Origin of the sequence: Flavobacterium rhizosphaerae, from assembly GCF_046000445.1 — a bacterium.
GTDB classification, from domain to species: domain Bacteria; phylum Bacteroidota; class Bacteroidia; order Flavobacteriales; family Flavobacteriaceae; genus Flavobacterium; species Flavobacterium rhizosphaerae.
The window spans coordinates 1-22,268 of record NZ_JBELPZ010000012.1 but is presented as its reverse complement, the minus strand read 5'-3'; the positions used below and the strand labels follow the sequence as shown (position 1 = coordinate 22,268).

Here is a 22,268-nt window from a genome sequence, read left to right as displayed (position 1 = left end):
GAAGCTTTTTTATTTACAATTGTTTTATAAAATATACAGCAGCTTTTTATAGCACATTACTCATATTTATTCTGCTTTAAATCGGAATTCTCCACCGCCCTGATATAAAATCATTGTTTTCTCAGAAGGGTTAAACACAATCTTAACCCCTGTCTGGTCAAACGTAAATACATTTTCGGCTGTAGGCTCTAAAGGAAATGCCCCCTGGCCCGATGCCTGGGCAAACAATGTGTTTTCCTGTTTGGTGATAGTAATTTTTGGTGGAATTTCTTTACTCGAATAAGTACCTAAATATTTTTCTAACTCATCTGATTTCAATTCAATTCTATTGAACGCTGGTAAGGTATAGGGTTCTTTAAAATAAGTAGCCAAAACCGCTAATAAAATTTTATTGTTATCGTAATTTACGCCGTTAGATGTTAAGGCAATAGCCAATTTATCCTTTGGAAAATAGCATGAAACAGATTCAAACCCGTCTATGCTTCCTGTATGTCCATAGCTTATTTTATCATTATATGGAAATTGAAACAAACCCATCCCATAGCCGTTATTAATTGTCTTCATTAATTCAAGACTTTTTTCAGAAACAATATTGCCTGAAAACAATTGTCCTGCAAATATGTTTAAGTCCTCTGGGTTGGAAATAATTGCTCCTGCCCCTTGTGGAATTGACATATCGGTTTCAACTTGTCTTTTCCATTTTCCCTCATATTTATAAGAGTAGCTCTCATTTTTTTCCGGGTTTGTGTTACCTCCTAAATATGTGTTGGTGAGTTTTAATGGATTGATGATATTATTAGTTAAGATTTTGCTGAAAGGTTGGTTATATATTCTTTCCAGAATAAAAGTCAGCAATACATAATTTGAATTGCTGTATTCACTTTTTACATTCGGCATAAAATCACTGCCACCATTTTCAATACGCTCAATCATTTTTTCTTTTGACTGAGGGCGAGTATTCCATTCTAAATAATCATCATCTCTGGTAAAATCATGAATCCCACTACTGTGATTAAGCAGATTGCCAATGGTTATTGTTCCTGAATTTTTAATGTTGGGAAAAAAGGCAGTAATAGTTTGGTCAAGTTTTAACTTTTTATCATCTATTGCTTTAAAAACCAAAGAAGCTGTAAACATTTTAGAGATTGAACCAATACGGTATTTTGAATCACCTGTTGCCTTTATCCCATTTTCAATATCTGTAAAGCCAATAGTGTTTTGATAGATGGTGTTTTGATTTTGGGATATGGCTATACTTCCCATAAATTTATCTTTCTTTTGCAATAGCAAAAATAAACTGTCTATCTTTTGGCTATTAAATGTTTGGGCTAAACCAATTGTAGCATAAAGCATTAATAATATAGTTAATACTGCGTTTTTCATAGTTTTATTTTTTATTGATTATTCGTTTTAATTTTAATAGAAAAGTGATAATGAAATAGCAAACTATAATTGATACTATCATGACCGGGATAAACCAGTTACCTAAAACTTCTGTAACTCCGGGATCATTTAGCTTGTTTGTTTTACCTAAAACCATAAACGCCTCATCTTCAAAAAATAATCCCATAGTATCTGGATTAACAATTTTGGCAAAAATTAAATAAACAAAACCTAAGAGAAGCAAATACAGTATAAAGAAAATAATGTACGAAATACCGTTAGTAATGTTTAATGCCAATGCTTTTATAACATGTAGTGGATTAAATGTTTTTGTTGCCTGTTCCATTTTTTTATCGGCTACTAAAGGCTTTAATATTTCTTCAGGAACCCCCAACTTGTCTAAAATATCCAATAGCCCTTCAACTTCTGCTTTATTGGTTTGACGTTGTAAACCTTCATAAATATGACTGTTAAACTCTAACAGCACCTCGTTTTGGTCTTGTACAGGCAATGGTTTAACTACTTTACTAATCCGCTTCATATAACTTTCATAAATACGTTTAGAAGCAATTTCTTTAAATTCTAGTTCTTTAATTTTCATTTGATATTTTTTTGATTGATTTTGATAATTCTTCCCAATAAAATTGCATTTGTTTTAATGTCTCATCTCCTGTTTTGGTAAGTACATAATATTTTCTGGGTATTCCTGATTCCTGTTCAACCCACTTAGACGAAACAAGGTTCTCTTTTTTAAGCCGGTTCATTAACGGGTAAAAGGTTCCTTCCGCAATTTCAATCGAGGTTAGTTTTTTTATTTCTTCAATGAACTCATATCCATAGAATTCATTTTTCTTTAGCACGTTCAAGACAATAAACGTAAGCGTTCCTTTCTTTACTTGTGATTTCCATTTGTTTACAAATATTTCATTCATGTTACAAACATAAAACAAAATACATAGTTATACAATGTATTTTGTTTAAAAATATAAAATATAATTTATTCAACGGAAGTATATTAGTTAGTCAGAGCTTATCATCGCTACTAATGAGGCATAAATGGATATGGTCTGTTTAAATTCTTAAGCCTGCATTTTATAATACAATTAATACTACTAAAAAACATTATCCATATCTTAGTCTATAATTAAAAAAAAGACTTGAAAGGCTTTTGAGATAACCCCCCGGCCAAAACTTTACAAGTCTTGTTATAAGTTATAATACCATGGAAATTTATATTATATCGGCTATATTTATCGCGTTAGCCCTATATATTTATAGTAAAACAAGGCGCCGAAAACAGGAACCATTCCCAAAAAAATGGCACAAGCTTTTATTAGATAATGTACATTTTTACAGCAGCCTTAGTAAAGAAAAGCAACTTGTTTTCCAAAACCGGATGATGCAATTTTTGAGCGAGGTGTATATTGAGTCAGTTGGTTTTACACTTACCGACCTGGACAAAGTATTTGTAGCTTGTAGCGCAGTAATACCTGTTTTTGGTTTTGATGAATGGCATTACAATAATCTGAGCGGGGTATTGTTATACCCGGATCATTTTAATAATGATATGGAATTTGACAGCAAGGCAGAATCGCGTAGCATTGGTGGCATTGTGGGTAACGGCAGGCTTGAAAACCAAATGATTTTCTCCCGAAAGGCATTGTACAGTGGTTTTTTAAACAAAACAGATAAAAACAATACCGGAATACACGAGTTTGTACACCTTATTGATAAAATGGACGGAATTGTAGACGGCATACCGGAAGCGCTGATACCCCATCAATACGCAATGCCCTGGCTAAAACTTATACATAAGGAAATTGAAGCTATAAACGATGATAAATCAGACATTAGGCAATATGGCGGTACTAACCAGGCTGAATTTTTTGCCGTAGCTTCAGAATATTTTTTTGAAAGACCGGATTTATTAAGGGTTAAGCATCCGGAACTCTATAAAATGATGAAAGAGTGTTTCAATCAAAAACCACAATCGGCAACATAAAGTACTCATCCCCCTATCCTTATCAATACTACGGGGCATTTGTTATTATGCTGGCTTATAACAGTTACATATTGAAATGTAATTATCTTAGAATTTAATAAGTAATATAATATTAATTGTATGAACAAAATTTTTACTATCACAGCATTTATCCTTTCAACTTTAGTAATGCATGCTCAGGATGTAGTATCCAATCAAAGCGCAAGCAGTAAAATATTCACTGTTTCGTTAAACGCTATGGCATCAGACCCTTCACAACTTGGTGTTTCATTAGAATATAATGAACCTGAAAAACACCGATCGGCTTTGGCAAATATATCTTATGCAGGAATGAATTATAATGTAAACCAATATGGATTTGATATAAACGGGTATGGGTTTGCCATAGAACTGGGTGTAAAACATTACCACATGGAAAACATTAAAGGGCTCTACACCGCCAATTATTTTTCTTATGGGAGCATTAAATTTGATAAAAATTTTGATTTTGGCCGGTTTGAGGGTACTTACAGCTATTTTTCATTATTCAACCCTGAATTAGGGTATAAATTTATGCTTGGCAATATTTCTGTAGATCCTTTTTTAGGTGCCATGTGGAAAATTGAAATAAAAGGCCAGGGTGATATTGACAACCGTTATACAGACGAATGGGCCGTAAGGGCTGGCTTAAAAATAGGCTATCAATTTTAAACAGCATTATTATATAATAAAGCCGTAACTTTGCCGGTTGTTGATAATTATATTATTTTATGGCACACAAAGCAGGTTTTGTAAACATTATAGGCAACCCAAATGTGGGGAAAAGTACTCTTATGAATGCGTTTGTTGGCGAGCGCCTTTCTATTATTACGTCTAAGGCACAAACCACCCGGCACCGTATTTTAGGTATTGTAAACGGTGAAGATTTTCAGGTGGTGTTATCTGATACACCCGGTATTATAAAACCGGCATATGAATTACAATCCAGCATGATGGATTTTGTTAAATCTGCCTTTGAAGATGCAGATGTACTTATTTATATGGTAGAAGTAGGTGAAAAGGAACTTAAAGACGAAGCTTTTTTCAAAAAAATTACTTTTGCAACTATACCTGTACTATTGCTCATAAATAAGATAGATACCACCACACAGCAAATTCTTGAAGAACAGGTTGACATGTGGAAAGAAAAATTACCAAGTGCCGAAATATACCCTGTTTCTGCTATTGAGAATTTTAATGTACAAACTGTTTTTAACCGCATTTTAGAGTTATTGCCGGAGTCACCGCCTTATTACCCTAAAGACACCCTTACTGATAAGCCTGAACGCTTTTTTGTTAATGAAGCAATACGCGAAAAAATATTACTGAATTACAGTAAAGAAATACCCTATGCTGTAGAAATTGAAACCGAAGAATTTCTGGAAGATGAAGACATCATACGTATAAAATCGGTTATCATGGTAGAACGCCCTACACAAAAAGGAATTATAATTGGCCATAAGGGCGCCGCATTAAAAAGAGTAGGTATACAGGCACGTGAAGAACTCGAAAAATTCTTTGGGAAAAAAATACATATAGAACTCTTTGTAAAAGTAAATAAAGACTGGCGCTCAAATCCTTACCAATTACGCAGGTTTGGGTACAATAATAAATAACACAGAGCAAAATAAGTGATACAGCAGCGTAATAGTAGCAAAAAACACTTTATAACTTTCAATCTTTGCAACTTAAAAGATTACTTTTGCAAAAAATTAAAATAAACTGATGAATAATATTGTAGCCATAGTAGGCAGGCCAAATGTGGGTAAATCAACCTTTTTTAACAGGCTGATACAGCGCAGGGAAGCTATTGTAGACGCTGTTAGCGGGGTAACTCGTGACAGGAACTATGGTAAAAGCGAATGGAATGGTAAAGAATTTTCGGTTATTGATACCGGAGGTTATATTAAAGGCAGTGAAGATGTTTTTGAAGCCGAAATACGCAGACAGGTTGAACTTGCCATAGATGAGGCAGACGTTATATTGTTTATAGTAGATGTTGAAGAAGGTATAACCCCTATGGATGACGAAGTGGCAAAGCTACTGCGCAAAGTTACCAAGCCTGTTATGCTAGTGGTTAATAAAGTTGATAACGCTATGCGTGTAAAAGATGCTGTAGAATTTTACAGCCTTGGCCTTGGCGAATATTTTACTATAGCGGGTATGAATGGCTCCGGAACGGGAGAATTGCTTGATGCATTGGTGGAAGTACTACCTGACCCCCAACCAAAGGATGAAAATGAAAAAGAACTGCCCCGCTTTGCTGTGGTAGGAAGGCCGAATGCAGGTAAATCTTCTTTTATTAATGCACTAATCGGCGAAGACCGTTATATTGTTACCGATATAGCAGGTACAACACGCGATGCTATTGACACACCTTATAACCGTTTTGGGTTTGAATTCAGCCTGGTAGATACAGCGGGTATACGCCGCAAAGCCAAGGTTAAAGAAGACCTTGAGTTTTATTCGGTTATGAGGTCTATCAGGGCTATAGAACATAGCGATATCTGTATTTTGGTAATAGATGCCACCCGCGGGTTTGAAGGCCAGGACCAGAGTATTTTCTGGCTTGCCGAAAAAAACCGTAAGGGCGTGGTAATACTGGTAAACAAATGGGACCTTGTTGAAAAGGAAACGATGACTACACGTGATTATGAAAAGAAAATACGTGAGGAGTTACAACCTTTTACCGATGTACCCATACTATTTGTTTCTGCGCTTACAAAACAAAGGCTTTTAAAAGCGCTTGAAACCGCCGTAGAAGTGTTTGAAAACCGTAAGCAGCGTATCGCAACTTCTAAATTTAATGAGGTGATGTTGCCCATTATAGAGCATAACCCACCGCCGGCGTTAAAAGGTAAATATGTAAAAATTAAGTTTTGCATGCAGTTGCCAACTCCTACTCCGCAGTTTGTGTTTTTCTGCAACATGCCACAGTATGTAAAAGATCCGTACAAACGCTTTATAGAAAATAAAATCAGGGAAAACTATAACCTCACAGGAGTTCCTATAGATGTTTATTTCAGGCAAAAATAATAACAGCCGGGGTTTTTACCCGGCTTTTTTATTTCCTATAAGTATGTAGCATATACTACACTACAACTTCATCAAAACAGTTAAATATTTGAGATACAATATCTTTAATTATATCAGAAAAAATAGTTAAACATGAGGTTAAACCTTTAGACAATCTTAATGTCAAAATATTTTTCGATGAGTGTAACAATTTTTACGTATTACGTCTTATTATTAATATTTTTAAGCAATTTACAATAAAAAATAAAGCCTTCTGTTATTAAGATATACCTTACTATTAACCAAAATTAACCACTAAAATTAATGCGCAATTTTTTTACATTCCTACTGCTTTTTGCCTGTAGCTGTCTGTGCTATAGCCAAAACATTACCCTTAAAGGAGTTATTACAGACCCTGACAATTTACCCCTTGAATCTGCAACAGTATATTTAACTTCAGCAAAAGATTCTACCGTAATTAATTATACCATAACCAACAGTAACGGTAGCTGGGAAATGAAAACATGGAAACAGGATAATCCTGTATTTCTTAAAGTGTCTTTTATAGGTTTTGCCGACCATAAACAAAAAATTGAAAACATTACCGAAGGTATGGATTTTGGCACTATTAAGCTTGAAGACCGCTCTACAGAGCTTGATGCTGTAGTGGTTGAGGGCGAAGTACCACCCATACGAATAAAATCGGATACGTTGGAGTTTAATGCATCAAGCTTTAAGGTGAGGCCAGACAGTAACGTTCAAACCCTTTTAAAGCAATTACCCGGTGTTGATATAGATGAAGACGGAAAAATTACAGTGAACGGAAAAGAAGTTAATCAGATATTGGTAAACGGCAAGCCTTTTTTTGATAAAGATGGAAAAATAGCGCTGCAAAACCTGCCTGCTGAAATAATAAACAAAATACAGGTTAGCGATACCAAAACTAAAAAAGAAGAGCTCACGGGGCAAAAAGCCAGCGGCAATAATGCAAGTATTAACTTTACTATTGACGAAGATAAAAACAAAGGTATTTTTGGTAAGGCTATGGCAGGATATGGAACTGATGACCGTTATGAAAGCAGTGCCATTTTTAACTATTTTAAAGGTGAGCGAAAGATAAGCATACTGGCATCGTCTAATAATATAAATTCCAGCGGCTTTTCAATGAATGAAATTTTTGACAGCATGGGTGGTGGACGTAATAACAGCATCTGGAGCAGTAGCGATGGCAGTTTTAGCATCAATGGTGTACGCTTTGGAGGCGGCAGTGGTATTACCACCAGTAATATGCTCGGTATTAATTACAGCGATGAACTGGTTAAAGATGTAGACCAGAATATTAGTTACTTTTATACCAGTGCCGATTCTGAAAACAATAACCGTACCGAACAAACTAACTTTTTACCAGCGACCGAAGACCCAAACAATCCTGGCACTACTATAGACCCAAGCTACAGAACCATATCCGAATCTAAAAGTGATAACCTGCAGTTTGCGCATAATTTTAATACACAGTTTGAAATTAAGCTGGACTCTACCACACAAATATATCTTCAGCCAAAATTTGTAAGGGCAAATAATAAATCTACCAATTACAGTTCAAGATATTCTACCAAGCTTTCTGACAACACTTTACTAAATGACAGTGAAGGGCACACAATGACTGAAAATAATAACAGTAATTTTACAAATGAATTTATATTTACAAAGGCCTTTGCTAAAAAAGGCAGATCTATAGATTTTTCTTTTGAAAACGGTAACCAAAAAGATGATGGTTACAACCTTAACCAAACAGTTACTAATGAATATAGTTATGACAATGGTATACAAAGTACCACAACCGATAATCGCGATCAGGTACGTTATAACAGGCAGGCTGATGATAAATATACTATTGCAGTAGAATACAGAGAACCTGTTACAGATTCTTTACAGGCTAAAATTAATTTTAATTATGATTTGCAAAAATCATTAGCAGATCGCGATGGTTTTGATTTAGACCCGGCCACAGGCGAATATACTATATACAACGATTCGCTTTCTAACTATCTTAGCAGTAAAATAAAAACATTTAGGCCTACAGCAGGTTTTAATATAAATAAAGATAAATTATGGGTTAATTTTGAAGCCGGTATACAGGCAGCCAAATTTGGCGCCCATTCATCTTATGTAGGTCAAAACTACGAAGTAAACAGAGATTATGTGCTTCCGTATTTAGAATCAGGTATTAGCTACCGCATGCAAAAAGGAAAATCTTTATGGGCGTGGTATTCTTACAACGTAAACTACCCACAGCCCACACAGGTATTACCGGTGGCAGATATAAGCAACCCACTTAATACATATACCGGTAACCCCGATCTGGATCCTCAAAAATATCACAACGTTAATATAAGCTATCGCAATTATGATTTCAGTACACGCTCAGGTTACAATGTTTATGTATGGGGTAATTATAACGATACAGACATAACTTCTTTCAGAACAATTAATGCAAGTGCCAAAACCAACACTACATATCGTAATATATCGGGCACCTACCGTGCAACTATAGGAGCGAACTGGAATAAGCAGATTAAAAAAGACGCAAATACTTACCGGGTAAGTGTAGGTATGAACGCAAATTATTCTGCCAGTAAAGGTTTTTTAAATGAGCAATTGTATGATAGCAAAACCCTTGGTATAAGCCCCAGGTTTAATTTTACCTATGAATATGGTGAGATACTCACCATAAACCCTTCATACAACTTTAACTACAACCAAACTAATTACACAAATTATGTTATAAGTGAGGCCTCTAACGTAGTACATAAGTTTAATTTACAAACTACCAGTTACTGGCCAAAAAATGTAGTATTTGGTAATGATTTTGGTTATACCTATAACTCACAGCTGGCTGATGGATTTAAAAAAGATTTCTTTTTATGGAACATGAGCTTAGGGTACAATTTCTGGAATGACCAGTTATTGTTTAAAGTTAAAGTGTATGATTTACTGAACCAGAATATAGGTACCAGCCGCACTATAGATGCCACATCAATTACTGACCAGCAAAATACGGTGCTAAAACGCTATGTAATGTTTTCCCTTACTTATACTCTTAAAAAGTTTGGAGGTAAGCAACCCGGGGGCGGTAATAGTATACGCATGTGGTAAAAAATAAACTAACCTACCAACTACCAATAAAAAACGAGGCTGTCTAATACTATTAGGCAGCCTGTTTTACTTTTTAAACTTATATATCAATCTACCAACTTCCGCCGGCTCCCCCGCCGCTAAAGCCACCACCACCAAAGCCGCCGCCGAAACCACCGCCGCCTGAACTTCCGCCTCCCCAGCCGCCGCTACTATGGCGTCCGCTACCAAGGCTGCTTAGTATCAATATATCAGCAAGATCAAGTCCGCCCCTTCGGCCACCGCGGCCACCGCCACGGCCACCACGCATAACTATAAATACAATTATAACAATAATCATAATTATAGGAAAAACAGGAAAACGGTTCCCTTTATGTTGTGATTTTGCCTTAAACTTCCCATCTAAAGCTTGAAAGATAGCAGTGGTACCGGCATCAAGCCCCGCATAATAATCACCTTTTTTAAATTCAAGGGTAATATATTCCCTAATTATGGTACCCACTGTACCGGCAGGCAGCCTGCCCTGCACGCCATAACCTGTGGCAATATACATATCATGTCCCCCAACATCTACCAGTATAAAAATGCCGTTATCCTCTTTTGCCTGGCCTATGCCCCAGGTTTGCGCCCATTCAGGCGCTACACGTGCTGCGCTTTCTCCTTTAAGGTCATATACCGTGGCAATTACAATTTGTGTAGAAGTGGTATCGCTATAATTTTCAAGCTTTTGCCTTAATTTCTGGTCCTGTGCTGTTGAAAGTACATGGGCAAAATCATATACACTTTTTTGCCGAATTGGTTTTTTGGGTATTTCAAACTGTGCAAGGCCTTTATATGGCAATAATAAAGCCATTATAAAAACTACGCTTAGTATAAATATTTTTTTCATTATGATTTAGAAATTGTATCGGGCAGTTCATTTACATCATCTTCATTGTAAGGAAAATAGGTTTTAAGGCGCTGCCCTGCCTTTAATATACCTTCTGAAAGCCCCTGTGCAAAAAGGCCTTGTTTAAAATAACCTAAAACCACATCTTTGGTACTATCCCAAAAATCATTTTCCACTACATTATTTATTCCTTCATCTCCCAATATAGCAAATGATCGGTTTTTGACTCCTACATAAAAAAGCACACCATTTTTTGCGGCAGTGGCATCCATATCTAAAAGCTTAAAAACCTCCTGTGCCCTTTCGAGCGGAGGTTTTTCTGAAGTACTTTCTATATGCACACGTATCTCGCCACTGGTATTTTTTTCTGCCTCTTTAATGGCGGCTACTACCGTTTTTTCATCTTCTTCTGAAAGAAAATTATGAGTATCGGGCATAATTATGTTATTTATCAAAGTTAAACTCTACATCCACTGGTTTATCGGCGCCTTGAACAGCATCAAAATATGGTTTCTCTTTATATTCACCCAAAAACATAGAATTCGGGAACCTTAAAATGTAATTGTTATAATCCTGAACACTTTCGTTAAAGCGGACCCTTGCCGTACGTATTTCATTTTCTGTAGATGCCAGTTCATCCTGTAATTTCAGAAAATTTTCGTTAGCTTTTAACTGAGGATAATTTTCAACACTTACCAATAGCCTTGATAATGATGAAGACACTCCGCTTTGTGCACTGTTAAAAGCCGCAAGTTGTTCTGGTGTTATGTTAGATGGGTCTATAGTTACCGAAGTAGCTTTTGCCCTGGCCTCAATCACATCAGTCAGTGTACCTCTTTCAAAATCGGCAGCACCCTGCACGGTTTTAACCAGGTTGCCAATAAGGTCGTTCCTGCGCTGGTAATCAGCCTGTACTTCTCCCCATGCGGCACTCACTGCCTGATTTTTGGTAATTGCACCATTTTTAATGCCCATAGCCCAAAAAAAGCCAATTGCTATGATAGCAACAATAATAATTACGGGTATTAGCCACTTTTTCATTTTTTTTACTATTAAATTTGGTTAAAGTTCTTTTTTAATATTAAGCAAAGCTGTCTTTACAGCTTCTAATTTACGTATAATTTCAAAGGTATCCATTGTTTTGTTTTGTCCCTCTTTTAAATGCACACGGGCGCCATCCAGTGTAAAACCTCTTTCTTTAACCAAATGGTAAATAAGTTGCAGGTTTTTTACATCTTCAGGCGTAAACATACGGTTGCCTTTAGCATTTTTTTTGGGTTTTAGTATATCAAACTCTTTATCCCAAAAACGTATAAGCGAAGCATTTACATTAAATGCCTTTGCAATTTCGCCTATGCTATAATACCTTTTTTCCGGAAGTTCTAAATGCATTAGTCAAGCGATTGGTTTTCCTGGTTAGCTAATTTACTTATCAGCACATATTCTTTAGCAGAAATATTACCATAGTAGAAGTTAATAGGGTTAATAACATCGCCTCCCTTATGTACCTCATAATGCAGGTGTGGGCCTTCGCTACGCCCGGTACTGCCTACATAGCCTATAATATCTCCTCTTTTTACTTTTTGTCCGGGTTTTACTGCATATTTACTAAGGTGTGCATACAAGGTTTCATAACCATAGCCATGCTTTATTTCTATATGGTTACCATAACCTGTTGATCGGTTATCAGCACGGGTTACTACACCGTCGCCAGTGGCATAAACCGGCGTACCGGTACGCGCACTAAAATCCATCCCGGCATGAAATTTACGTATTTTTGTAAATGGGTCGCTCCGGTATCCAAATCCAGAAGCCATATGTTTAAGGTCTTCATTTTTTATGGGCTGTATGGCCGGTATAGCTGCCAGCAGCTTTTCTTTATCTTTTGCAAGGCCAGCTATTTCATCAAGCGATTTAGACTGTATTACCAGCTCTTTAGAAAGCTTGTCTATTTGTTCTGCGGTATTTTTTACCAGTTTACTATTATCATAACCTTCAAGCGGTTCATAACGGTTTACACCCCCAAACCCTGCTTTACGCTGTTCTTCAGGTATGGGAGATGTGTTAAAGTAAGTGCGGTACAGGTTATTATCGCGTTCTTCTACATTAGCAAGCGCTTCTTCCATTAGGTCTGTTTTACGCTGTAATATTTTGTACTGCAACTTCATATATTCAATTTCACGTGCCTGTAACCTGTCTTTGGGTGTTTCAAAAAAAGGTGTGTTAAGCAGCGCTACAAAACACAAAAAACCAAAAAGCGCCGAAGCCGTGATGAACAGTAGTACAACACCTACTTTTTTACCTTTTTTAGGCTTAATTTTTTTATACGCCAGGGTTTCGGAGTCGTAATAGTATTTTACCTTCGCCATGTTGTTAATTTATTCTAATTTTGCACTTTTACACACAAAAAGTGCAGGCCGTAAATTATAAGTAGCACAAATGTACTAAATGTTACACAAACCATGCCTAAGGGGCTTTATATAGCCTGCAAAAATAACGATTAATAAAACATACATATCAATATGAAATCAAGGGATATCAGAAAGCAATTCTTGCAATTTTTTGAAGAAAGAGGCCATTTAATTGTACCCTCTGCCCCCATTGTAACCAAAGACGACCCTACGCTGATGTTTAACAACAGCGGTATGGCGCAGTTTAAAGAATATTTTCTGGGTAATGCCGTGCCTAAAAGCAAGCGTATTGCCGATACCCAAAAATGCCTGCGCGTAAGCGGCAAACATAACGACCTTGAAGATGTTGGGTTTGATACCTACCACCATACTATGTTTGAGATGCTTGGTAACTGGAGTTTTGGCGACTACTTTAAAAAAGAGGCCATTAACTGGGCCTGGGAATTGCTGACCGAAGTATATAAAATACCAAAGGATATATTGTATGTAAGCGTATTTGAAGGCAGCCCTGAAGAAGGCGTGCCTTTTGACCAGGAAGCCTGGGATATATGGAAAGAGCTTGTGCCTGAAGACCGTATACTTCTCGGTAATAAAAAAGACAACTTTTGGGAAATGGGCGACCAAGGACCATGCGGACCCTCCTCTGAAATACATGTGGATATACGCAGTGATGAAGAAAAAGCACAAAAACCGGGGCGTGAACTGGTAAATGCCGACCACCCGCAGGTTGTAGAGATATGGAATAATGTGTTTATGGAGTTTAACCGCAAGGCCGATAAAAGCCTGGAAAAACTACCGGCAAGGCATGTAGATACCGGAATGGGTTTTGAGCGCTTGTGTATGGTATTGCAAGGGGTAAAAAGTAATTATGATACCGATGTATTTACACCCCTTATACAAAAAATAGAAACTGTTACTGCCACTAAATATGTAACTGGAAATGCCACTGACGAAGAAGATAAAATAAATATTGCCATACGCGTAGTGGCAGACCACGTGCGCGCTGTGGCTTTTGCCATTGCTGACGGGCAGTTGCCAAGCAACACGGGTGCGGGCTATGTTATCCGCAGAATATTACGCAGGGCCATACGCTATGCTTTTACATTTTTAAATAAAAAAGAGCCATTTATATATGAGCTTGTTGCTGTATTATCTGCGCAAATGGGCGAGTTTTTCCCTGAGATTAAAAATCAGGAAAGCCTGGTTACTAATGTAATTAAGGAAGAAGAAAATTCTTTTTTACGCACGCTTGACCAAGGGTTACAACTTCTTGAAAATGTAGTAAACGAAACTACCGGAAAAGAAGTTGCTGGGGGTAAAGTTTTTGAGTTATATGATACCTTTGGTTTTCCCGAAGACCTTACGGCTCTTATTTTAAAAGAAAAAGGATATACCTATGACAAAACTGATTTTGATGCGGAGCTAAAAAAACAAAAGGACCGCAGCCGTGCCGCAGGCGAAGTAGCCAAAGACGACTGGGTAATTATAAAAGAAGGTGCTGAAGAACGTTTTGTAGGTTATGATCAACTTGAAAATGAGGTTAAAGTAACACGATACCGCAAAGTAGACTCTAAAAAGGATGGTATTCTTTACCAGATTGTGCTTGATGCCACCCCTTTTTATCCTGAAGGCGGCGGACAGGTTGGCGATAAAGGCATACTACAATCGGCTAATGAAAGTATAGAGGTTATTGATACCAAAAAAGAAAATAACCTGATACTACACATTACAAAGTCGCTCCCTCAAAATATTGAGGGCAATTTTACGGCTAAAGTTGATGCCGGCCTTCGTGCGGAAAGCGAAAGCAACCATACGGCTACCCACTTACTCCATCAGGCGCTACGCAGTATACTGGGTACCCATGTAGAGCAAAAAGGCTCTTTAGTAAGCCCTGGCTACCTGCGTTTTGATTTTTCTCATTTTTCTAAAGTTACCGATGAAGAACTGAAACAGGTAGAAGATTTTGTTAATGCCCGCATACAGGAGCACCTGCCGCTTGTTGAGCGCAGGAGCATTCCGTTTAAACAGGCGGTTGAAGAAGGCGCTATGGCGTTATTTGGCGAAAAGTATGGTGATAACGTTCGCGCCATTAAATTTGGCGACAGTATGGAATTATGCGGTGGCACACACGTTAAAAATACTGCTGATATATGGTACTTTAAAATTGCAGGCGAAAGTGCTGTAGCGGCTGGTATACGCCGTATAGAAGCTATCACAGGCAATGCCGTTAAAGCGTACTTTAACAATCAGGAACAAACACTTGCTGAAATTAAGGAAACACTTAAAAATCCGCAGGATACACTCAAAGCCTTAAATTCCGTTCAGGATGAAAACGCCAGGCTAAAAAAACAGGTAGAAGTTTTGCTTAAAGACAAGGCTAAAAACCTTAAAGGCGAACTGGTTTCTGAATTTAAAGAAAAAAACGGGATTAAATTTCTTGCCACACAGGTAGACCTTGATGCTACCGGAGCAAAAGACCTGGCTTATGAATTGGGCAGCACAGGTACCAACCTCTTTATAGTACTTGCTACTGTTAATGATGATAAGCCTATGCTTACCTGCTATGTATCTAAAGAAATTGTAGAAGAAAAAGGCCTGAATGCCGGTAAAATTGTACGCGAGTTAGGAAAATACATTCAGGGCGGCGGCGGCGGCCAGCCTTTCTTTGCCACAGCAGGCGGTAAAAATCCTGCAGGTATTACAGAAGCTTTAAAAGCCGCAGAAACATTTATTAGCTAATGCCTAAATTTGTATAATTGCAAATAAAATTGATTATGAAAAAGTTATGGTTATTTATTCTGGCAGGGACATTTGCTGTTGCCTGCTCTGATGACGATTATGGATATAAAGACAACAGTGGTAACGAAAACAGCGCTACACTACTTAGAAAAAAGGTAGAAACCGCCCCTGATGGCACGCAGATTACTACAAACTATCAGTATGATGGTAATAAACTAACAACAGTAACCCGTAGTAACGGTACAAGTGAGTCTTATTCATATGTAAATATGGATTATCTTTCTGAAATACGTTATTATGAAAATGGCGCACTGGTACGAAAAGATGCATTTCTATACGGCACCGGATCGTTTACAGACCATATTACGTTTAGTTATGACATTGATAATCCTGCAAATAATACAGCAATAAGATCATCTTACGCCTGGAATGGAACTACTGTGACAGTTACAGAATACAAAGGAGACGATTCGAGCCAGACAGAAAATATAGGTACGGTTACCCTTACTGTAACTTCAAACAATAATGTTGTTAAATTTCAAAGTGAGAATAAAACAATAAGTTACGGTTTTGATTACCAAAATGCGCCTTTAAAAGAAATGTCTGTATACGGACTTTTAATTTATGCCGATTACAAGGGCGGAACAAACAATATTACCTCTGTAGAAACTACACAAAACGGTACAGTTAGTCACAGCTATAACACCTATACATATAACAACAAGGACTATCCGCTTACCCAGACCCATACAGAACCCGACGGAAGTGTATATACTACTGAATATTTTTACTAAAACCCGTTTAGTTATCCCTGCAATTAAATTTCAGCCCGTGAAAAAATTATTTCTTATAGTTATTGCTGCTTTTCTTTTTGCCTGTAGCAATAATACTGATAACGATGATAATACTGATACATTGCTTCTTACCAAATTGATTGAAGTTAATGATGGTAATGAAAATGTTATTGAATATACCTATAATGGCAATCAGCTTTTAGAACTCACTAATAGTGCGGGATTAAAAACCACCTATACGTACAGCAACAATAAGCCAAGTGAAGTAAAGGTATATGATGAGGATATACTTGTATCTAAAATAATCATAACTTATAATGATGAAGGAGAGCTTTCAGAAACCTTAAACTACAGGTATTTATCCCCCTCCCCTATAACAATTAATGATATTTATACTTTTAACGGAAATACATATACCGTAGAGAATTACGTGGATGACGAATTTATAAGGTCTTATGTATATACACTTTCTGATGCCGGTAATATTCTTAAACAAGAAAGTAACCTTGGTATTATTGAATATACGTATGATGAAAAAAAATCTCCAATGAGCCAGATAGCCTCAGCAGATATATTATACTTACTTTTTATGCAGGGCGGCCCAAATAATATACTTTCTACACAGAGCAATATAACCGGCAATAATTATAGCACAAGCAGTAGTTTTACATATAATGATGAAGGGTATCCCGAAACTGAAACTTATACTAATTCCGGTACTACTACAGAAAGGTATTATACCTATAACAATTAAGTTTGACTATGCAGTTTGCCACTTCTGTTCCTATTGCTGAGGGAAGCCCTAAAATTGACCATGAGAGTAATATAGTATCATTAGGCTCCTGCTTTGCGATGAACATTGGGCAAAAACTTGATTATTTTAAATTCAGCAATACTATTAACCCTTTCGGAATATTATTCCACCCCCTGGCGCTAGAAAAAGCTATTGATTTTGCTGTAAATAATAAAACGTTTACAGAAGCTGATATCTTTTTTTATAACGAGCACTGGCATTGTTATGATGCCCACAGCGACCTGAGTGATACCAATGCCGGGGTGCTAATTAAAAAGCTAAACAAGGCAGGAAGGCTTTTAGCTGAAAAATTACGCAATGCCTCACACATTATCATTACATTAGGTACGGCATGGGTATATCGGCAAAACACAACAAGAAATTTAGTGGCTAACTGCCATAAGGTACCACAGGCAGCATTTACTAAAGAAATTCTTACTGTTGATGCCATAATGCAAAGCCTGCAGAATATAGCAGAACTGGTATACCAGCTAAATAAAAATGTACAGATAATTTTTACCATTTCACCTGTGCGGCATATTAAAGATGGTTTTACCGAAAACCAATGGAGCAAAGCCAACCTCATTTCGGCATTACATCAATTACTGAAAACTGAAAACAGCAAAACAAAGACCTGGTATTTTCCAGCTTATGAAATAATGATGGATGAATTACGTGATTACCGGTTTTATGCTGAAGATATGCTGCACCCCAGCCAAACCGCCATACATTATATTTGGGAATGTTTTACTAATGCCTGGATAAATAATGAGGCACAGCACACCATGAAAGAGATTGACAGCATACAGAAAGGCCTGCAACACCGCCCTTTTAATGCCGAAAGTGAAAGCCACAAAAAGTTCCTGCTTAATCTACAAACTAAAACACAATTACTTCAGCAAAAATATCCTTATATAAAGTTTTAAGGTTGCGCTAACATAGTTTTTGCAGTAAATGCGCTACATTTAAAATAAAAATGCTCAAAAAAATACTTACCGGCATTGTAGTAGTGGTGCTTATCATTTTAGCTTTTAGATATTGTGAGTTCAAAAAAGATGAAGAGACGGTTATAGATGAAACTGCTCTTATTCAACAGGAAATTAAAAATGTAGGCAAACTTGTAGTTACTGAAGGACATTTTAGCGAAGTGCTTACCTATAAAAACAATAAGAAATATTTCCTGAACATGCTATCGGCAGAAAAAAAAGCTATTGTAGTAGTAAATGCAGAAGCAACGGTGAGTTATGACCTAAGTAAAATTCAGTATAACATTGATGAAACTACCAAGACCATTACCATAAAAAACATTCCGAAGGAGGAAATAAAAATAAATCCCGAACTTAAATTTTATGATGTGGAGCAGAATGGCTTCAATGAATTCTCAGGAGACGATTATAACAAAATAAGTAAAACGGTAAAACAAAACCTTGCCAGGAAAATTGAAAAATCTAGCCTGAAAACGAATGCACAAAACCGGCTTTTGAGTGAATTAAGCAAAATATTAATACTTACCAATACTATGGGATGGACACTACAATATAACGGACAGCCCGTAAGCAATGAGAATGTAAATGACTTATTATAATAAAAGCGCCAAATGGCGCTTTTATCTATACTTCTTCCTCTTCAAAAATCAGTTCGAGGCCACCGGTGATCAGGTGGGCTATTTTAGGCCTGTTTTGCTTTATCTGCTCTAAATGTGACAGCACCTTTTCTAACAGGTTGTTATTATTTTGCTTATACAGTAATTCAGCTATTTCTACAGGCAGCAACCAATCATTGTAGTGGCTGGCTTTTAACTGCTCAAAAGTTTCTTCAATAGTAAATGCAGCCTCTTTGCCCTCGCGAAGGTCACGGATGTTTTGGTACAGTTTTTCCAGTTGTTCTTTTTCGGGCGACTTTTTCTGCTTAATGGTTTTTGATGAAGGCACGTGGCTAATCAGGTCAAAACTTTTTACATCTGCCGGCCCGGAAAAAGCGGAAATTATTTTTTTACCAACCGCCATATCATAAACACCCCATTCCGGCATAAAAAGTATGGTATCGTTATGGGTCACCGTACAGTTTTTAAAGCTGATGATAATAATTTTACCCTGCAAATTACGTGTCCCGGTTATAATTTCACCTTTCACTATAATATCGCCTTCAAATTCAAGCGTTACTGCCTTACCTTCGTAAATATCATACGCAATTAAATCGCGCGGACTCATATCTTCAATAGCCAGGTTAATGCCTTTCAGTTTTCCAACAGGGCTTCCAAAGCCTTCTGCATGGTACGCCGTGCCGTGCCCAACAAGTTCTTTTTCGCGGGATGAAAGCGCCGTTTTGCCTGTGGTTTGTATATATACCGGTTTACCATCGCTTTCTATAACATTGGTAAACACACCCGATATTTGCAGACCGGTGGTAAGTTCTACCGTTCCCACCGCATTGCTTTCTATTAATTTCCTCACGCCGCTAAGGCTGCCGGTACGCAAGGCCATTTTATTAGCAAACTCTTCCAGTACCAGGCTCAAATGTGCAAAGTCTGGAGTAACATAAAGTTGCGGCTGTGGTTTTGTAATATCAAAACCCTGATAGGCAGCGCTAATATCGTAAGGAAGTTTTTTTACATTATCCGTCATACACCAGGCACTTTCACCTATAGATGACAATAAGCCAGCCCCATATATTTTTGGGTCATCCAGCGTACCGATAAGCCCGTATTCAACCGTCCACCAGTGCAGGTTACGTATCAGTGCCATCTCGCTGGGTTCGGCAGGTTCGTTCTGTAACTTATCCACCTTTTCACGAATAGCCTGTAGTTCTTCCTGAGGTGTGCCTTCGGCTTCTTCTAAAATAGAAAGTAAGCGTATGGCTTCGTATATTTCATAATCCCGTGCCGATGAAATGGCTTTACAACCAATCTCGCCAAACCTGCGAAGGTACTCGGCATATTCTGGATTGGCAATAATAGGCGCATGCCCCGCCCCCTCGTGAATAATATCCGGTGCCGGGGTATATTCAATATTCTCTAACTGGCGTATATCACTGGCAATTACCAAAACATTATATGCCTGAAATTCCATAAACGCATTAGGTGGAATAAATCCATCTACTGCTACAGCGGCCCAGCCAATTTCTTTCAGAATGCGGTTCATACCATACATACTTGGAATGTTGTCTATGGCAATGCCCGTTTTTTTAAGCCCATCGAGGTATGACTCGTGCGCTACCCGGCTAAGGTAATCTACATTTTTACGCATAACATAACGCCATACTGCCTGGTTTATAGGCGTATAATCATTATAATCCTGCGGTTTTATAAATTGCTGTAAATGTTCCGGAAGCCTGTCTAAAAGCGGGTTACTCTCAAAAGATGTAGTCATATCATATTACTTTGATAAGTAGGGTAAAGTTACACAATTTAGCCATTTTTTAAAGGCCGGGTGTGAAAGAAAAAATACGATAAAAATAACAGCTGTACTTAAAAAAGATTTTTGTTAGTATTTATTTGCTCTATAGTTATTTTAGTAGTAGCCATTTATTAAAAAAAATTGCAAATTTGCGTCCAGTAAATTTTTATAAAAAATGCCGAAAATATCTCATAAAGGCAGCCAAATGCCTGAATCACCCATAAGAAAACTGGTGCCTTTTTCCGAAATGGCTAAAAAGAAAGGTAACCACGTATATCACCTTAACATCGGGCAGCCCGATATAAAAACGCCCGAGGTTGCCTTAGTGGCTATTAAAAACAACCATATTAAAATTCTGGAATACAGCCATTCTGCCGGATTTGAAAGCTACCGGAATAAACTGGCTGATTTTTATACAAAACAGCAAGTACCTGTAAATGCATCTGATATTATTATTACAACAGGCGGATCTGAGGCTTTATTATTTGCTTTGGGCAGCACTATGGATGTTGGAGATGAAATTATTATACCCGAGCCTTTTTATGCTAATTATAACGGGTTCTCTGTAGCTTCAGGTGTTAAAGTTGTTCCGGTAATATCTACTTTAGAGGAAGGTTTTGCACTGCCCCCTATTGCCGATTTTGAACAGCTTATAACGTCTAAAACTAAGGCCATATTAATTTGTAATCCGGGCAATCCTACCGGATATTTATATACACAGGAAGAAATTAACCAGCTTGCCGAACTTGTAAAAAAACATGATCTCTTTCTTATTGCTGATGAGGTGTACCGTGAATTTACTTATGATGGAGATGAGCATTTCTCTGTGATGAATGTTCCGGGGCTTGAAGAATACGCCATAATGATAGATTCGGTCTCCAAGCGATACAGTATGTGCGGTGCACGTATTGGTTGCATTGTATCTAAAAACAAATCGGTTATTGCTACTGCTATGAAGTTTGCACAGGCACGCCTGAGCCCTCCAACATTTGCACAGATAGCCAGCGAGGCTGCACTTGATACACCTCAAAGTTATTTTGATGATGTAATTGTAGAATATAAAGGCCGTCGTGATACACTTATTGCTGAACTAAATAAAATTGAAGGGGTTAAGGTAGCCGTTCCAAAAGGTGCTTTTTATTGTATAGCAAAATTACCTATAGATAATGCTGATGCATTTGCACAATGGATGTTAGAACATTTCAGCATCGATGGAGAAACGGTTATGGTAGCGCCTGCAGCAGGTTTTTACTCGTCGCCAAATGTAGGCCTGGATGAAATACGCATAGCCTATGTATTAAAAAAAGAGGATTTAATACGGTCTGTACAAATTTTAAAAGAAGCCCTTACGCAATATAATAACAGATAATTAAAATTTTCAATTTTTATATAAACTATAAAAGGCAGCCAGTTGGCTGCCTTTTATAGTTTATAGTGTTTGTATAGTATTACCTTTTTATTGCAAAATGTGACCTGAACTCTTTGCTCTGGTCTCCTTCGGTGTATTCCACAAGGAACCAGTAGTCATCCGAGGGTACCGGCTGACCGTTAAAGGTCCCATCCCAACCTATGCCGTCAGGGCTGATCTGCTTAAGCAGCTTGCCGTAACGGTCAAAAATGTAGATCCGCGCCGAGGCATCCAGCCCGGTGATGTTCCAGTAGTCGTGGTAGCCATCCCCGTTCGGGGTAAAGTA

At 37.4% G+C, this 22,268-nt stretch carries 21 protein-coding genes; 11 read left to right on the top strand and 10 right to left on the bottom strand.

Features of this window, described 5'->3' with window-relative positions; genetic code table 11:
- Positions 1 to 66: 66 nt before the first annotated feature.
- From ABS766_RS11775 to ABS766_RS11765, 3 genes are read right to left on the bottom strand one after another with little or no spacing between them, the layout of a single operon-like run.
- Positions 67 to 1,383 carry a serine hydrolase domain-containing protein gene (locus tag ABS766_RS11775; RefSeq protein WP_408085369.1) on the bottom strand — a complete coding sequence of 439 codons (1,317 nt, stop codon included), beginning with the start codon at positions 1,381 to 1,383 and terminating at the stop codon, positions 67 to 69.
- A 4-nt stretch (positions 1,384 to 1,387) separates the two neighbouring features.
- On the bottom strand, positions 1,388 to 1,984 hold the full coding sequence (locus ABS766_RS11770; protein WP_408085368.1) for a hypothetical protein: 597 nt from the start codon (positions 1,982 to 1,984) through the stop codon (positions 1,388 to 1,390).
- Positions 1,974 to 2,333 carry a PadR family transcriptional regulator gene (locus ABS766_RS11765; RefSeq protein ID WP_408085367.1) on the bottom strand — a complete coding sequence of 120 codons (360 nt, stop codon included), beginning with the start codon at positions 2,331 to 2,333 and terminating at the stop codon, positions 1,974 to 1,976. Before ABS766_RS11765 ends, ABS766_RS11770 begins: the two co-directional genes overlap by 11 nt.
- Positions 2,334 to 2,605: 272 nt before the next feature.
- On the opposite strand from ABS766_RS11765, the gene ABS766_RS11760 reads away from it, so the two are divergent.
- The 5 genes from ABS766_RS11760 (at position 2,606) to ABS766_RS11740 (ending at position 9,574) form a co-directional block, all read left to right on the top strand.
- Positions 2,606 to 3,385, top strand: a complete 780-nt coding sequence (locus ABS766_RS11760; protein WP_408085366.1) for a M90 family metallopeptidase — start codon at positions 2,606 to 2,608, stop codon at positions 3,383 to 3,385.
- 120 nt (positions 3,386 to 3,505) lie between these two features.
- Positions 3,506 to 4,075, top strand: a complete 570-nt coding sequence (locus ABS766_RS11755) for a hypothetical protein (protein ID WP_408085365.1) — start codon at positions 3,506 to 3,508, stop codon at positions 4,073 to 4,075.
- 59 nt (positions 4,076 to 4,134) lie between these two features.
- Complete coding sequence (gene era, locus ABS766_RS11750; protein WP_408085364.1) at positions 4,135 to 5,019, top strand: GTPase Era; 885 nt, start codon at positions 4,135 to 4,137, stop codon at positions 5,017 to 5,019.
- A 109-nt stretch (positions 5,020 to 5,128) separates the two neighbouring features.
- Positions 5,129 to 6,439, top strand: coding sequence for a ribosome biogenesis GTPase Der (gene der / locus ABS766_RS11745; protein WP_408085363.1), 1,311 nt, complete (start codon positions 5,129 to 5,131; stop codon positions 6,437 to 6,439).
- A 303-nt stretch (positions 6,440 to 6,742) separates the two neighbouring features.
- On the top strand, positions 6,743 to 9,574 hold the full coding sequence (locus ABS766_RS11740; RefSeq protein ID WP_408085362.1) for an outer membrane beta-barrel protein: 2,832 nt from the start codon (positions 6,743 to 6,745) through the stop codon (positions 9,572 to 9,574).
- 91 nt (positions 9,575 to 9,665) lie between these two features.
- On the opposite strand, the gene ABS766_RS11735 is transcribed toward ABS766_RS11740, so the two are convergent.
- Genes ABS766_RS11735 through ABS766_RS11715 form a run of 5 tightly spaced genes read right to left on the bottom strand, consistent with a single transcriptional unit; the run spans position 9,666 to position 12,811 of the window.
- Positions 9,666 to 10,442, bottom strand: coding sequence for a TPM domain-containing protein (locus ABS766_RS11735; protein ID WP_408085361.1), 777 nt, complete (start codon positions 10,440 to 10,442; stop codon positions 9,666 to 9,668).
- Positions 10,442 to 10,879 carry a TPM domain-containing protein gene (locus tag ABS766_RS11730; protein ID WP_408085360.1) on the bottom strand — a complete coding sequence of 146 codons (438 nt, stop codon included), beginning with the start codon at positions 10,877 to 10,879 and terminating at the stop codon, positions 10,442 to 10,444. The genes ABS766_RS11735 and ABS766_RS11730 overlap by 1 nt, the downstream gene beginning before the upstream one ends.
- Before the next feature lie 7 nt (positions 10,880 to 10,886).
- Positions 10,887 to 11,483, bottom strand: a complete 597-nt coding sequence (locus ABS766_RS11725; RefSeq protein WP_408085359.1) for a LemA family protein — start codon at positions 11,481 to 11,483, stop codon at positions 10,887 to 10,889.
- Positions 11,484 to 11,504: 21 nt separating this feature from the next.
- Positions 11,505 to 11,834 carry a MerR family transcriptional regulator gene (locus ABS766_RS11720; protein ID WP_408085358.1) on the bottom strand — a complete coding sequence of 110 codons (330 nt, stop codon included), beginning with the start codon at positions 11,832 to 11,834 and terminating at the stop codon, positions 11,505 to 11,507.
- Entirely contained in the window at positions 11,834 to 12,811 is a 978-nt protein-coding gene (locus ABS766_RS11715) for a M23 family metallopeptidase (protein WP_408085357.1), read from the bottom strand. Before ABS766_RS11715 ends, ABS766_RS11720 begins: the two co-directional genes overlap by 1 nt.
- A gap of 153 nt (positions 12,812 to 12,964) precedes the next feature.
- Here ABS766_RS11715 and alaS point away from each other — a divergent pair, with 153 nt between their 5' ends.
- Genes alaS through ABS766_RS11690 form a run of 5 tightly spaced genes read left to right on the top strand, consistent with a single transcriptional unit; the run spans position 12,965 to position 18,764 of the window.
- Positions 12,965 to 15,592 (top strand): alanine--tRNA ligase, encoded by a 2,628-nt coding sequence (gene alaS, locus ABS766_RS11710; protein WP_408085356.1) that lies wholly within the window; start codon positions 12,965 to 12,967, stop codon positions 15,590 to 15,592.
- A 35-nt stretch (positions 15,593 to 15,627) separates the two neighbouring features.
- A complete protein-coding gene (locus ABS766_RS11705) occupies positions 15,628 to 16,386 on the top strand; it encodes a hypothetical protein (RefSeq protein WP_408085355.1) in 759 nt (252 codons plus the stop codon).
- Positions 16,387 to 16,423: 37 nt separating this feature from the next.
- Positions 16,424 to 17,140: a hypothetical protein gene (locus tag ABS766_RS11700; protein WP_408085354.1), complete on the top strand. Its 717-nt coding sequence runs from the start codon at positions 16,424 to 16,426 to the stop codon at positions 17,138 to 17,140.
- Between the two features lie 8 nt (positions 17,141 to 17,148).
- Positions 17,149 to 18,105 (top strand): GSCFA domain-containing protein, encoded by a 957-nt coding sequence (locus tag ABS766_RS11695; protein WP_408085429.1) that lies wholly within the window; start codon positions 17,149 to 17,151, stop codon positions 18,103 to 18,105.
- 50 nt (positions 18,106 to 18,155) lie between these two features.
- A complete protein-coding gene (locus tag ABS766_RS11690; RefSeq protein ID WP_408085353.1) occupies positions 18,156 to 18,764 on the top strand; it encodes a DUF4230 domain-containing protein in 609 nt (202 codons plus the stop codon).
- A gap of 25 nt (positions 18,765 to 18,789) precedes the next feature.
- Here the strand turns inward: ABS766_RS11690 and ABS766_RS11685 are convergent, their stop codons facing one another.
- Positions 18,790 to 20,547: an aromatic amino acid hydroxylase gene (locus tag ABS766_RS11685; protein WP_408085352.1), complete on the bottom strand. Its 1,758-nt coding sequence runs from the start codon at positions 20,545 to 20,547 to the stop codon at positions 18,790 to 18,792.
- A 202-nt stretch (positions 20,548 to 20,749) separates the two neighbouring features.
- On the opposite strand from ABS766_RS11685, the gene ABS766_RS11680 reads away from it, so the two are divergent.
- On the top strand, positions 20,750 to 21,943 hold the full coding sequence (locus tag ABS766_RS11680) for a pyridoxal phosphate-dependent aminotransferase (RefSeq protein ID WP_408085351.1): 1,194 nt from the start codon (positions 20,750 to 20,752) through the stop codon (positions 21,941 to 21,943).
- 79 nt (positions 21,944 to 22,022) lie between these two features.
- On the opposite strand, the gene ABS766_RS11675 is transcribed toward ABS766_RS11680, so the two are convergent.
- Positions 22,023 to 22,268 (bottom strand): T9SS type B sorting domain-containing protein (locus ABS766_RS11675; protein WP_408085350.1); only part of this gene is annotated, 246 nt, incomplete at its 5' end.